Origin of the sequence: Rhodoplanes sp. P11, from assembly GCF_964266735.1 — a bacterium.
GTDB classification, from domain to species: Bacteria; Pseudomonadota; Alphaproteobacteria; order Rhizobiales; family Xanthobacteraceae; genus Rhodoplanes; species Rhodoplanes serenus.
The window spans coordinates 1,807,706-1,820,621 of sequence record NZ_CAXWGY010000001.1; the positions used below are offsets into that span (position 1 = coordinate 1,807,706).

Annotated in this window: 10 protein-coding genes and 1 tRNA gene; 5 read left to right on the plus strand and 6 right to left on the minus strand. The window is 71.8% G+C overall.

Going from position 1 to position 12,916, the window contains the following annotated elements; translation table 11 throughout:
* Positions 1-25: 25 nt before the first annotated feature.
* Positions 26-550 carry a DUF3124 domain-containing protein gene (locus ACFQUV_RS08195; RefSeq protein WP_165363976.1) on the minus strand — a complete coding sequence of 175 codons (525 nt, stop codon included), beginning with the start codon at positions 548-550 and terminating at the stop codon, positions 26-28.
* 228 nt (positions 551-778) lie between these two features.
* Here ACFQUV_RS08195 and ACFQUV_RS08200 point away from each other — a divergent pair.
* Both ACFQUV_RS08200 and ACFQUV_RS08205 read left to right on the plus strand, forming a co-directional pair.
* Positions 779-856 (plus strand) — tRNA-Pro (locus tag ACFQUV_RS08200).
* Positions 857-1,118: 262 nt separating this feature from the next.
* Positions 1,119-1,877 carry a trans-aconitate 2-methyltransferase gene (locus ACFQUV_RS08205; RefSeq protein ID WP_165363978.1) on the plus strand — a complete coding sequence of 253 codons (759 nt, stop codon included), beginning with the start codon at positions 1,119-1,121 and terminating at the stop codon, positions 1,875-1,877.
* Here the strand turns inward: ACFQUV_RS08205 and ACFQUV_RS08210 are convergent.
* The 3 genes from ACFQUV_RS08210 to ACFQUV_RS08220 form a co-directional block, all read right to left on the minus strand.
* On the minus strand, positions 1,868-3,157 hold the full coding sequence (locus tag ACFQUV_RS08210; RefSeq protein WP_129609596.1) for an O-antigen ligase: 1,290 nt from the start codon (positions 3,155-3,157) through the stop codon (positions 1,868-1,870). The genes ACFQUV_RS08205 and ACFQUV_RS08210 overlap by 10 nt on opposite strands.
* A 49-nt stretch (positions 3,158-3,206) precedes the next feature.
* A complete protein-coding gene (locus ACFQUV_RS08215; protein ID WP_129609597.1) occupies positions 3,207-4,730 on the minus strand; it encodes an undecaprenyl-phosphate glucose phosphotransferase in 1,524 nt (507 codons plus the stop codon).
* 163 nt (positions 4,731-4,893) lie between these two features.
* Positions 4,894-6,135, minus strand: coding sequence for a glycosyltransferase family 4 protein (locus ACFQUV_RS08220; protein WP_244601614.1), 1,242 nt, complete (start codon positions 6,133-6,135; stop codon positions 4,894-4,896).
* A gap of 179 nt (positions 6,136-6,314) precedes the next feature.
* Here ACFQUV_RS08220 and ACFQUV_RS08225 point away from each other — a divergent pair, with 179 nt between their 5' ends.
* Positions 6,315-8,711 (plus strand): exopolysaccharide transport family protein, encoded by a 2,397-nt coding sequence (locus tag ACFQUV_RS08225; RefSeq protein ID WP_244601615.1) that lies wholly within the window; start codon positions 6,315-6,317, stop codon positions 8,709-8,711.
* Between the two features lie 32 nt (positions 8,712-8,743).
* On the opposite strand, the gene ACFQUV_RS08230 is transcribed toward ACFQUV_RS08225, so the two are convergent.
* Positions 8,744-9,973, minus strand: a complete 1,230-nt coding sequence (locus tag ACFQUV_RS08230) for a GNAT family N-acetyltransferase (RefSeq protein ID WP_165363981.1) — start codon at positions 9,971-9,973, stop codon at positions 8,744-8,746.
* A 227-nt stretch (positions 9,974-10,200) separates the two neighbouring features.
* On the opposite strand from ACFQUV_RS08230, the gene ACFQUV_RS08235 reads away from it, so the two are divergent.
* On the plus strand, positions 10,201-11,262 hold the full coding sequence (locus ACFQUV_RS08235; RefSeq protein ID WP_129609599.1) for a polysaccharide deacetylase family protein: 1,062 nt from the start codon (positions 10,201-10,203) through the stop codon (positions 11,260-11,262).
* Between the two features lie 12 nt (positions 11,263-11,274).
* Here the strand turns inward: ACFQUV_RS08235 and ACFQUV_RS08240 are convergent, their stop codons facing one another.
* Positions 11,275-11,490 carry a DUF2842 domain-containing protein gene (locus ACFQUV_RS08240; RefSeq protein ID WP_129609600.1) on the minus strand — a complete coding sequence of 72 codons (216 nt, stop codon included), beginning with the start codon at positions 11,488-11,490 and terminating at the stop codon, positions 11,275-11,277.
* A gap of 326 nt (positions 11,491-11,816) precedes the next feature.
* Between ACFQUV_RS08240 and ACFQUV_RS08245 the strand changes: the two genes are divergently transcribed.
* Positions 11,817-12,896: a COX15/CtaA family protein gene (locus ACFQUV_RS08245; RefSeq protein ID WP_129609601.1), complete on the plus strand. Its 1,080-nt coding sequence runs from the start codon at positions 11,817-11,819 to the stop codon at positions 12,894-12,896.
* The last annotated feature ends 20 nt before the right edge of the window (positions 12,897-12,916 follow it).

A 12,916-nucleotide genomic window follows, 5' to 3' on the forward strand; every position in this document is an offset into this window, starting at 1 on the left:
CCGGGAACCCGGGCCGGAGCGATGGTCAGGGCCGCGCGACGCGGCGGCCGGGCGACACGAAGCTGAACCCCTGGGTGCCGTGCACCGCCACCATGACGGCCTCGACCACCGGCTCCTCGATCGGCGCCGGCGACGACCAGTCGACCACGAAGCTCGCCCCGAAGCCGCCGCGGACGTCCTCCTGGGGGATCACCACCTGGAGCGAGGCGAACGGCTTCAGCGCCACCGGGCGGGGCAGGGAGCGCTCGACCAGCCGGCCGGCGTGATCGCGATACTCCACCGCGTCGATCACCAGCGGGTCGCGGTCGGACGGATTGTGGACCGAGAGGACGCCCGAGAAGTTGAGCCGGGTGCGGCCGCCGCCCGCCATCACGGTGGAGTGCAGCGGGACGAGGATTCGCCCGCGCGCCGCCGGGGTTCCCTCGGGCAGCGGCACCGTCGCCTCCGGGGCGACCGTCACGGCCTGCTGGGCCTTAACGGAGGGCGGAGCGGCGGCGGTGGCGAGAGCGACGCCGAGGGCGGCTACTCCTAGGGTCACGAAGGCGCGCACGGCCGATCTCCCTGCAACGGGCGCGGCGTCGGGGCCGCGCCGACCATCCTGATAACCGCTTTTCGCCGGCGGCGGAATCGACGGCTGCTCGGCGGTGCCGGTGCGGCCGCGAGGCCGCTGCCCGCGCGCCGCCGCCCGGGCATCGCGGCCCATCGGATGCAGACCCGGTTCCCTCGGGTCCCGAAGCGGTTGCGCGCCCGGGGCCGCATCACTATAGTCCCGGCCGCTCGGAGCGTAGCGCAGCCCGGTTAGCGCACCAGTCTGGGGGACTGGGGGTCGCGAGTTCAAATCTCGCCGCTCCGACCATTCATCCATCGCAAACGATCACCCGCCGGCGGCCATCCGTCGAGGACCCCTCGTCGTCGGTCGACGGGCGGGGGCCTGCCGGCCGCCGCGGGGGCGATGGCGAGGCCGCTGCCCGCGCGCCGGACACCGCAGCGTGGCGGAGGGTTGTGACGGCCGCCGGCCGGGTTAAACTAAAACCTAAGGTCCCTCGCGTATCGGTTCGAGGTCTCGGACGCGCCCGCGGGCGCGCGCCGCCGCTCACCCTCGGTGTCGGGAGGATCGCGTGAACGAAGCTGCGACGGCGAGGCCGCAAGGTGCCTCGATCTCGTCCGGATACTGGGACGAGGTCTACTCGACCAACCCGATCTACTCGAAGGAGCTGACCGACGAGACGCGCGCCGCCATCCAGGCCGCCGCCGCCTGGTTCGGCGACCTACGTGGCCGCACCGTCATCGATCTCGGCTGCGGGGCGGGCGCCTCGTCGCTGCTGCTCGCCGAGATCGGCGCCCGGGTGATCTCGGTGGACGCCTCGCCGGTGGCGATCGCCACGCTGGAGCAGCGCTGCCGCGAGCGCGGGATCGACTCCGTGCGGCCGGTGGTCTGCGACGCGATGACCATCGACACCCTCGGGCCGGTCGATTTCGTCTACGGCTCGATGATCCTGCACCACCTCGAGCCGTTCCCGGACTTCTGCCGGGCGCTGCGCCGCGCCGTGCGGCCGGGCGGCCGCGCCTTCTTCTGGGAGAACAACGCGGCGAGCCGCCTGCTGGTGTGGTTCCGCGAGAACGTGGTGGGCAAGCTGTGGGTGCCGAAATACGGCGATCCCCACGAGTTCCCGCTGACGCCCGGCGAGATCGACGTGCTCCGCACCTTCTTTCAGGTCGACATCGAGATCCCGCGCATGGACTTCCTCGGGCTGGTCTCGCTCTACCTTCTGGGCGGGCGGCTGGAGAAGCCGCTCGTCGCCATGGATGCCTGGCTCTACCGCCACGACATCGGACGGCGCTACTCGTATCAGCAGTACGTCAAGCTTCAGGGCTGAGGCGGCGCCCGCGATGGCGCCGGGCGCCCCGCCGCCATCAGGCCCCAGACGATCCCCATGATCAGGAAGTAGTGGCGCCAGTGCGCCACGTCGATGATGTAGCTCTCGCCGACCTCGCCCACGAAGGCCGCATAGGCGGCGATGAAGGTGGGCTGCCAGGGCGTGCGCACGAAGGCGTGCTTGAGCCCCACCACCAGGGTCACCACGGTCAGCGCCACCCAGGTGGTGCCGGCGAGCCAGCCGCCGTTCATGAAGGCGCTGAGGAAGGAGTTGTGCGGCTCGTAGTGGAATTCCTTGGAGAACTGGAGCGGGCCGACGCCCCACGGCAGCTCGAACACCATCAGCAGGCCGGCGATGTGGCGGCCGAAGCGGCCTTGCTCGCCGGCGTCGTAGTCCTGCACCAGGTTGGCGCGCACCTTGAACATCTCGCCGACGATGTCGAACGACAGCAGCACCACCACGAAGCCGGCCAGCACCAGCACCCCCACGGTGGACAGGAGGGTGATGCGGAAGCGGTCGGAGGCCGAGCGGGTGGTCACGTAGGTGAGGCCGAGCATCACGGCGGCCGACACGGTGAAGTGCCCCCAGGCGCCGCGCGAGAAGGTGAGCAGCAGCCCGGCCGCGATCACCAGGATCATACCGGCGGGAGCCAGGCAGGCGCGCAACGTCCGCCCCGCCAGCAGCCGCTGAATCAGCACCAGGGCGGGCAGCACCAGGAACGGCCCGAACACGTTGGGGTCCTTGAAGGTGGAGCTCGCCCGCGCATAGAGCAGGAACTGGTCGGAGTTCGGCAGGACACGGAAAAACGCCAGCACTGCGATCGCCGAGGTGACGAGCGCCGCCCCGATATAGCCGCGGATCAGGATGTCGAGGCGCCGCTCGGTGTTCTGCGACAGCACCATGGCGAAGAACAGCGTGGTGACCGACAGGAAGCAGGTGACCGCCGTCCAGATGAAGGTGCGCGGCTCCTCGATCACCGGCATCAGCGAGGCGATGTAGCCGAGGTTCTGCACCAGCAGCAGGGCGACGAGCGGCAGCAGCGTCGCCCGCAGGGTGAGGCCGGTCAGCATGTAGATCACGATGGCGACCAGCGTGATCAGCTCGTAGGGCGCGGGCTCGACCTGGACGAAGCCGCTGGTGAAGGCGATCAGCCACAGCAGCACCAGCCGCAGCCGCTCTCCCGCCGTCTCGGCCGGACGACGTGTCCGGCCGCCGGCGAGCCCGAGCGGTGCCGGATAGGGCGCCCGGTGCGGCAGGGTCGCGGTGCCGGCGAGCGTCATCGCGCGGTCCTCGCCCGGCCGGTCGCATGCTGCGGTCGCGCGGCCGCGGTCAATAGGCGTTCTCCGTCTTCAGCAAGGCGAAGGGCGTGCGCAGCAGGATGTAGAGGTCGAACAGCAGCGACCAGTTCTCGATGTAGTAGAGATCGTGCTCGACGCGCTGCTGGAGCTTCTCGGGGCTGTCCAGCTCGCCGCGCCAGCCGTTGATCTGGGCCCAGCCGGTGATGCCGGGCCGGACCCGGTGGCGGGCGAAGTAGCCGTCGACGACATCGTCCCACAGCTTGTTGGCGAGCGGCGCGTGGATGGCGTGCGGCCGCGGCCCGACCAGCGAGAGATCGCCGCGCAGCACGTTGAGGAGCTGCGGCAGCTCGTCGATCGAAGTCTTGCGGATGAAGCGGCCGACCCGCGTCACCCGGTTGTCGCCCTTGGTCACCACGCGCTTGGCGTCCGGATCGGCGTGCTCGTGATAGAGCGAGCGGAACTTGAAGACCTCGATCACCTCGTTGTTGAAGCCGAGCCGGCGCTGCTTGAAGAACACCGGCCCCTTGCTGTCGAGCTTGATGGCGAGCGCCGTCGCCAGCATCACGGGCGAGATCGCCAGCAGGATCAGGACCGCGACGACCCGGTCGAACACCGACTTGAGCACCAGGTTCCAGTCGGCGATCGGCTTGTCGAAGATGTCGAGGACCGGAATGTTGCCGATGTAGGAGTAGGCGCGCGGGCGGAAGCGCAGCCGGTTCATGTGGGCGGCGAGGCGGACGTCGACCGGCAGCACCCACAGCTTGCGCGCCATCTGGAGGACGCGCTCCTCGGCGGTCAGCGGCAGCGACACCAGGATCAGGTCGACGCGGGTGCGGCGGGTGAACTCGACGAGGTCGTCGACGGTGCCGAGCTTCGGCACACCCGCCACCACCGAGGGCGAGCGATCGTCGGCGCGGTCGTCGAACACGCCGCACACCCGCAGGTCCGAATGCGCCTCCGACGCGATGGCGCGCACCAGCGCCTCGCCCTCGCGGCCGCCGCCGACGATGACGACGCGGCGGATCAGCCGGCCTTGATCGGCCCAATGGCGGACCAGCGCGCCCAGCGCGATCCGCCAGCCGAACAGCACGACGAGGCCGACCGCGTACCAGCCGGCGGTCCAGCCGCGCGAGAAGCTGTACTCGGTCTTGGTGAAGAAGGTGAGGGCGAGCGCCAGCAGGAACACCACCGACCAGGCGAGGCCGAGCCGGCCGAGCTGATAGACGTGGGAGCGGAACGCCTGGACGTTGTAGATGTCGACGATCTGGAACGCGATGACCGCGGCGGCGGCGACCGCCAGCTCGATCACCAAGTACATCGGCTCGAAGCCGCTGATCGGGTAGATCCAGATGGCGTGGACGACGGCGCCCGAGAGCGCGATCAGCACGAACTCGACGATGCGGGCGATGCCGGTCAGCACCACTGGCGACACGGCGTCGGCGATCGGCTCCTCGGCGATGGCGCGGGCGAGCGGGCCGAGCTCGCGTGGGGTCGACGAATGGCTGCCGGGACGGCCGGGAAGGGGCTGGTTCATGGGCCGGGTGGCGAGCGCCATGGTGCGTCTCTCCGGGGGGTTGCGGAGCGGGCGCCGGCCGGCGCGCGGCACGGCGACCCCGGACCCGGTTTTATCCGAAAAACCCGAGGGACGTGTAAACCTGCAACAAACGATCCGGTGATCCCGCCGACAGGGTAAATGCCTTCCCGAGAGAAAACCGCCCTCAGGCCGTGCGCACCGGGCCGGTCCGCCCCCGCGCCTCGCGGGCGCGGGTCTTGGCCGCGAGGATCTCTCCGTAGAGCTCGTCCACCCGGCGCTGCATGGCCTCGATATTGAAGCGCGGGCGCAGCCAGTCGAAGCGGGCGGCGGCGTCGAGCTGGGCCCGCACCGGGTCGGCCAGCAGGGCGTCGAGGGCGGCGGCGAGCGCGTCGGGGTCGCCGGGCGGCACCAGCTCGCCGGCCCGCGGCCCGAAGATCTCCGGGATGCCGCCCACCCGCGTCGCCACGATCGGCAGGCCGGCCGCGATCGCCTCCAGCACGATATAGGGCATCGATTCCGCCCGCGACGGCACCACGATGGCGCGGCCGCAGGCGAACGCCTCGCGGGTCGGGGCGGGGTCGTGGAAGGTCACCCGGTCGGCGATGCCCAGCGACGCGGCGAACGCCTGGTAGCGGGCGCGGCCCTCGTCCTCGGCCTGGCCGAACAGGTGGGCGCCGGCGCGGCGGCCGTATCGGCTCTCCAGCCGGGCGATCGCCTCCAGGAACACGTCGGTGCCCTTGAGGTCGCGGTACATGCCGAGGAACAGGAGATCGCGCGCGTCCTCACGCGGGATCACCGGCTCGAACTCCTCGGCGCGCAGGCCGTTGTGGATCACCACGGCGCGGCAGCGCGGCGCCCCGATCTTGCGGCGATAGGTCTCGGCCTCGTAGGCGCTGACATGGACGAGCGCATCGGTGAACCGTTCGAGGGCGCGCTCCACCGTGAAGTAGAAGCGGCCCTCCAGCGACGACGGCGCGTAGTGCAGGCTGCCGCCGTGCGGCGCGTACAGGCAGGCGATCGGCCGGCGGCGGCCCAGCCGAGCACCGATCAGGCGGCCGTACACGCCGCCCTTGGCGCCGTGACAATGGATGACGTCGGGGGCGAGGCTCTGGACGTGGCGGGTAAGGCGCCAGAGGGTGGCGAGGTCGGCGGGCGAGACATCACGCCGCATCGGCAGGCGCGTCGCACCGAGCGCCAGACGGCGGCCGACACGCTCGATCGCCTGCGCTTCGAAGTCGCCGCCAGTCTGCGAGTCGCACAGGATGCCGACCGTGTGGCCGGCGGCGCTCTGGGCGGTGGCGAGGTCGCACACGTGGCGGAAGATGCCGCCGATCGGCGCGCGCACGACGTGCACGATTCTCAAGCGAACCGGCACGTCCATCACCGAGTCCTCCGCCGGGCGGGCGATCACCGAGGCCCGCCGCATCGGTAGCGGTCCCGACGGCGGAATGAAACGAGGACCGAATTCAGGACACGAGAAACCATCTGTCAAGGTTAACCTCCCCGGGCGCCGCGTGCCCGGGAGGTGACGATTAACCCAGCGGCAACCATAATGGGATGAAATCGGGCCGCGTGCGTATCGTCTGTCGGTCGTGGAGTCCCAGTATGTCGATCGGAACGAGCGGTGACCCCGGGGCGCCGCGTGTCGGCGAACTCGACATGCGGGCGATCGGTCGTGCGCTGTGGCGGCGCAAGTGGCTGATCATCCTGCCGACCCTCGTGGTGGCGCTGGCCGCCACCGTCGCCGTCAACCTGCTCACGCCCCGCTACAAGTCCGAGGCCCGCATCCTCTACGAGGGCCGCGAGAACGTGTTCCTGCGGCCGGAGGCCGACCGCGCCGGCATCGACCGCACCGCCGCCGACCAGGAGGCGATGGCGAGCCAGGTGCAGCTCATCCTGTCGCGCGAGCTGGCCTCCCAGGTGATCGCCGAGCTGAAGCTCGCGGAGCGGCCCGAGTTCGATCCGCTGATCGAGGGGTTGTCGCCGCTCAAGCGCGCCACCGTGGCGCTCGGCATCTCCCGCGATCCCTACCGGATGACGCCCGAGGAGCGGGTGCTCGACGCCTGGTACGACCGGCTCACCGCCTACGCGGTCGACAAGTCGCGGGTCATCACGCTGGAGTTCCAGTCGTTCGATCCGCTGCTGGCGGCCCGCGTCGCCAATGCGATCGCTCAAGGGTACCTCAAGCTTCAGCAGGGCACCAAGCAGGAGGAGACCCAGGCGGCGAGCCGCTGGCTGGCCGGCGAGATCGAGCGGCTGCGCCGCGAGGTCGCCGAGGCGGAGGCGCGGGTCGAGGACTTCCGCTCGCGCAGCAACCTGTTCGTCGGCACCAACAACACCACGCTGTCCAATCAGCAGCTCGGCGAGTTCAACACCCAGCTCGGGGCGGCCCGCGCCCGCAAGGCGGATCTCGAGACCCGAGCGCGGCTGCTGCGCGACATGCTACGGCGCGGCGACGCCATCGAGGCGTCCGAGATCGTCAACTCCGAGTTCATCCGCCGGCTGTCGGAGCAGCGGGTGGCGCTGCGGGCCCAGCTCGCCGAGCAGTACTCGACGCTGCTCGACAACCACCCGCGCATCAAGGAGCTAAAGGCGCAGATCTCCGATTACGACCGGCAGATCCGGTCCGAGGTCGAGAAGCTGGTGCGCACGCTGGAGAACGACGCCCGCGAGGCGGCCGAGCGGGTCACCAAGCTCGGCGCCGAGCTCGACACGCTCAAGCGCCAGGCGGCCACCAGCAACGAGGACGACGTTCGCCTGCGGGCGCTGGAGCGCGACGCCAAGTCGAAGCGCGACCTGCTCGAATCCTATCTCGGCAAGTACCGCGAGGCGACCGCCCGCGAGAGCATCGGCTCGGCGCCCGCCGACGCCCGCGTCATCTCGCGCGCCATCGTGTCCAACACGCCGTTCTTCCCCAAGAAGCTGCCGATGGTGCTGGTGGCGACGCTGGCGACCTTCGCGGTGTTCACCGGCCTCGTCACCGCCGGCGAGCTGTTGCGCGCCGGGGCGCCCGAGCGTGGCGAGATGCCGGAGCCGGCGGAGCGATCGGAGCCGCGCTGGGCGACCGCCTATCACGATGGACCGGCTGCCGAGACCATGCGGGTGGCGGCGCCGCGCGAGCCCGCGCAGGTCGCCGCGCCGGCCGGGGCCGAGGCACCTGCCGAGCCGCCGGCGCGTCGGCTGTTCGGCCGGCTCACCCCGGCGCTGCCGTCGTTCGGTGGCGCCCGGGCCGCGGCGGGGACCGGGACGGTGGCCGAGACGGCCGAGAGCGGGACGGAGACGAGCGCCGGTGCGGCCGCATCGTCCGCCGTCGCGCCGACCAGCATGGTCGACCCGAGCCCGGCGATCGCCGCCGACACCGCGGCGGGGATCGCGGCGGGCGGTACCGGGGAGGCGGGCGGCGTCACCCTGTCGTCGATCGACGAGCTGGCCAGCCGCCTGCGCGACGGTGCGGTGGGGCGGCAGGTCGCGGTGTTCGGTACGGCGCCGGACGGTCGCACCACCCAGGCGGCCATCGCGGTGGCCCGGCTCCTGTCGCGCGACTCGCTCGTGGTGCTGGTCCGGCTCGGCTCCGAGCCGGCCGGAGCGACCGGCCCGCTGATCGGCGGCGACGGCCCCGGCGTCACCGACATGGTGCGGGGCGAGGCGACCTTCGGGGAGATCATCGCCCGCGACAAGCTCTCGCGGGCCCATGTGGTGCCGCGCGGCCGTGGCGAGGCCGACACGGCGGCGCTGCTCGCCTCGTTGCGCTTCGTCACCATGATCGATGCGCTCGCCCGCACCTACGACCACGTCCTCATCGACGTCGGCACGTTCGAGGCGGTGGCATGCGACCAGATGGCCGAGCTGGCGCCGGGCGGCGTGCTGGTGGTGCCCGACACCACCGACCCGATCGCCGAGGTGGCGCAGACGCGCCTGGCGGGGGCCGGCTACGGCGACGGTCTGATCGTCCTCGCCGGGGCGCCGCTGACGGCGCCGACCCCGCACACCGAGGCGGCCTGAGCGGCGCGCCTCGGCCGAATGTCGATCGGATGTCAGTCGGGACGGGCGGGCGCCTCGCCGCCGACGAGGCGGCGCAGCCGGTGCACCAGGGCACGCACCCGCTCGTTCTGCTTGGCGCGACGGCGGGCCTCGGCGAGGCCGGCCAGCAGCGGCGCGGCGAGCCGTCCGCGCAGCGACACCGCCACCTCGCTGTCGAACAGGTTCTCCGGCTCGCGGCAGAAGAAGCCCTTGTAGGACGCGGCACCCGGACCGAGATCGAAGCCCGCGAGGCCGCGCGCCGCGCAGTCGCGCACGATGTGGGTGATCAGGATCAGCCCGGGGCTCCAGCGGCCGTTCTCGCTCGTCGTGTAGGAGTTGAACATGCAGGAGAAGCGGTGGTCGTCGGCGACCCCGCCCATCACGGCGATCACCTCGCCGCCGCCCTCGATGGCGTGCAGCTCGATGCCCGGCCGCCCGTCGGCGAGCCCGACCCGGCAGCTCTCGCGCAGGAACGCCGCGACGCCCGGCTCGGCGAACACGTCGGGGATACCCTGGGCGGCGAAATGGGCGGCCTTCTGGGCCAGGAAGGCATCGAGCACGCGGTCGGCGTCGGCCACCGTGGTGGCGCGCAGGTAGCGATAGCCGGCGAGCTTCTCCAGCTTGCGCTCCTTGGTGCGCAGGCGGCCGCGCATGTCGCGGCTCACCACCGCCTTGAACACCTCCTCGGGCGGCTCGGCCGGGAACGCCTGGGACGGCACGTCGTCGACGGTCGGGCGATGCGGCAGCCGGGCGAACGGGTTGTCGAGCCCACGCCAGCGCGGCGGCTGGCGCTCCAGCCGGAACAGGTCGATGCCGTGGCGGCGGCCGGCCTGCCGCAGCAGGGCCAGGATATCGGCGGCCGTCAGGGCGGCGGCGGCGTCGCGGCGCCACAGGCCGATGTTGAGGCCCGAATGGGCGAGGCCGGGGAAGCGGGCGACCGTCAGCGCGCCGGGACGGTGGACGAAGGGCCACAGGAAGGCGGGCGCGCCGGCGCGGTCGCGGCCGATCACCACCAGCGGCCGGAAGCCCTCGGGCGTCCCGACATTCCGCTGCCAGGCGTCGATCCATTCGAAGCGCTGAAACGCGGTGGCGATCGCCCCGTGGGCGGCCAGCTCGCGCCAGGCCGGGGCGGCGGCGGCGAGATCGTCCAGGACGTCGACCGTGGCGATCGGCCCAGCGATGCCGGCGGACGACCGGCCGGCCGGCGCCGCCTCGGGGGTCGCGGACAGATCGACGACGCTCATCTGGCACACCCCACCCGGTTCGGCCTGCATGGCCGGCAGGCTGGCAAAGAAGTATCAACAAAGGGTTGGTATGCCTGGGAAGCCGGCGTGCGAGGGACCGCACCGCCGCGGCACGCCGGGCTCGCGCGGCGTGCCCGGCCCGGGTTCCCTCGGCGCCCGATTGGCGCCCCGCCGGCAAATGCCGCATCATGCAGCGTGATGCGCACCGGGGCCGACGGACCGAGGACGTGCAGCAGTTGAAGAAAGCGATCATCCGTTCCGGGTTCGAGGCGCTGTACTTCACCGGCGCCCACCGGCTCATGCGCCGCTATGTCGGCGGCGTCGGCGCCATCCTGATGCTGCACCACGTGCGCCCGGCGCGGCGCGACGGGTTCCAGCCCAACCAGCACCTGGAGATCACCCCGGAGTTCCTGGAGGCGGTGGTTGGCCGGCTGGCGCGCGATCGTGTCGACTTCATCTCGCTCGACGAGGTGCATCGCCGTCTCACCGAACGCGACTTCGGCCGCCGCTTCGTCGCCTTCACGTTCGACGACGGCTATCGCGACAACAAGGAGTGGGCGCATCCGATCCTGGCGCGGCACGGGATTCCGTTCTGCATCTATGTCCCGACCAGCTTTCCGGATCGGCTCGGCGCGCTGTGGTGGACGGCTCTCGAAGCCGTGATCGCCGGCAACGACCGCATCGTGCTGGAGATGGACGGCCGCGACTGCCGCATCGACTGCGCCGGTGCGGCCGAGAAGGCCGAGGCGTTCCGGCTGCTCTATGGCTGGCTGCGGGCGATGCCGAGCGAGGCGCGGATGATCGACACCGTGCGCGAGCTCGCCGCCCGCTACGGCGTCGACATCGCGGCGATCTGCGACACCCTGTGCATGAGCTGGGACGAGATCGTCGAGCTCGCCGCCGATCCGCTGGTCACCATCGGGGCCCACACGGTCAACCATGTGATCCTGGCCAAGGCGTGCGACAGCGTCGCCCGCTCCGAGCTGAAGATGGGCCGGGCCGTGCTGGAGGCGGCACTCGGCGCCGCACCCCGCCATCTCGCCTATCCGTATGGCGACGCCACCGCGGCGGGGCCGCGCGAGTTCGCCCTGGCGGCGGAACTCGGCTTCCGCACCGCTGTCACCACCCGGCCGGGCGTGCTGTTTCCCGAACATGCCGAGACCCTGACGGCGCTGCCGCGCATCTCGATCAACGGTGAGTTCCAGCGCGGCCGCTATGTCGACGTGCTGGTGTCGGGCGCCGGAACGGCGCTGTGGAACGCCTTGTCGGGCCTGCGCCGCGCCTCCTGAGGAGGTGGCGGGTCAGGCTGGCTCGTCGCGTCGGCGCGACATGAAGCTGACGATGGGCATCGCGAAAGGCAGCCAGCCGGCGCCCGCGATGGCGTAATACGTCATCCGGACCCACCATTCGGGCGAGCCGAGCAGGAAGTAGCCGACGCCGAGCGCCAGGAAGCCCCACACCAGGAACAGCGCGACGAGCGCGAAGACGCCGACCAGGCGGCGGTAGCGGATATGCATGGCGTCACCGTCGTGACGGGCCGCGGCGCGCCGGCGCGCGGGTCCCGGAAATGGCCGTCGCCGACGCCGCGGCGCCTGCGCCGCTCCGAGGCGGGCCCAAGGCCCGGCCGGGCGCGGCCGGCTCGCCGATTGCGACCGGCGGCCCCGATCTATAAGGTCCGGCCCGGCCGACGCAAGCCGTCAGCCGATGCGAGCCGCCGCCGGGCTGGAGCCGGGCGGTCATGGAGCCTCGGCCGGTGGCGAGCCGTCGCGGCCATTCCCGTGCCGGCGACCGACACCCCGCCGGCCGCAACCGCGCCGGCGCATCGCCGGCGGCAACCCCCCGGATGCGTCCCGTGTCGTACAGCACCGTTCGTCTGCTCCGCCTGTGGCTCGTCGTGGTGGCGGGGCTCGTCTTCCTCACCGTCGTGGTCGGCGGCGCCACCCGGCTGACCGAGTCCGGCCTGTCGATCGTGGAGTGGCGGCCGCTCACCGGCACGCTGCCGCCGCTGACCGAGGCCAGATGGCTGGCCGAGTTCGACAAGTACAAGGCGATCCCGCAGTACCAGCTCGTCAACCGCGGCATGACGCTCGGCGACTTCAAAACGATCTACTGGTGGGAGTGGGGCCATCGCAACGTGGCGCGGCTGACCGGGCTCGTCTTCCTGCTGCCGTTTCTGTGGTTCCTCTGGCGCGGCGCGCTCGGCCGCGGCCTGGTCGTCGGCCTGTCGGCGATCTTCGCGCTCGGTGCCGTGCAGGCCGGCGTGGGATGGTGGATGGTGTCGTCTGGGCTCGCCGATCGCATCTACGTCTCGCATTACCGGCTCGCCTTCCATCTGACGCTGGCCTGCCTGGTGTTCGCCGCGCTGGTGTGGACGGCGGCGCGGGTGGGGGCGCGCGGCATCGTCGCGGTGCCGGCACGGCTGCGCATCGGCGCCGTGGTGCTCGCCGGGCTCACGCTGGTGCAGATCTATTTCGGCGCGCTGGTCGCCGGGCTGCGGGCCGGGCTCGTCCACAACACCTGGCCGCTGATCGACGACCGGCTGATCCCGCGCGCCGCCGACCTGTTCTTCGCCGATCCGCTGTGGATGAACTTCTTCGAGAACGCCCTGACCATCCAGTTCACCCACCGGATGGTGGGCTACACGTTGGCGCTGGTGGCGCTCGCGCATTTCGTCGATGCGCTGGCGTCGACCTGCGAGCGGGGCGTGCGGCGCGGCGCGCTCGCCGTGACGGCCGCCATTGCGGTGCAGATCGCCATCGGCGTGATGACGCTCCTGGCGCGGGTGCCGATCGACCTCGCCTTGCTGCACCAGGCGACCGCGCTGGTCGTGCTGATGCTCGCGGTGCTGCATGCCGAGCGGTTGACGCGGCCGGCGGCGGCGCCGGCTCCGGCGGCGCCCGATCTGGTGCTGGCGGCGCGCTGACAGCGGACGCGAGCCGCCTT

Bases quoted from the DNA above. Each gene is read 5' to 3' on its own strand.
- ACFQUV_RS08220 (WP_244601614.1), bottom strand. From the start codon at position 6,135: ATGCGGCGGGCCTCGGTGATCGCCCGCCCGGCGGAGGACTCGGTGATG.
- ACFQUV_RS08230 (WP_165363981.1), bottom strand. From the start codon at position 9,973: ATGAGCGTCGTCGATCTGTCCGCGACCCCCGAGGCGGCGCCGGCCGGC.
- ACFQUV_RS08215 (WP_129609597.1), bottom strand. From the start codon at position 4,730: ATGGCGCTCGCCACCCGGCCCATGAACCAGCCCCTTCCCGGCCGTCCC.
- ACFQUV_RS08245 (WP_129609601.1), top strand. From the start codon at position 11,817: ATGCGTCCCGTGTCGTACAGCACCGTTCGTCTGCTCCGCCTGTGGCTC.
- ACFQUV_RS08240 (WP_129609600.1), bottom strand. From the start codon at position 11,490: ATGCATATCCGCTACCGCCGCCTGGTCGGCGTCTTCGCGCTCGTCGCG.
- ACFQUV_RS08225 (WP_244601615.1), top strand. From the start codon at position 6,315: ATGTCGATCGGAACGAGCGGTGACCCCGGGGCGCCGCGTGTCGGCGAA.
- ACFQUV_RS08210 (WP_129609596.1), bottom strand. From the start codon at position 3,157: ATGACGCTCGCCGGCACCGCGACCCTGCCGCACCGGGCGCCCTATCCG.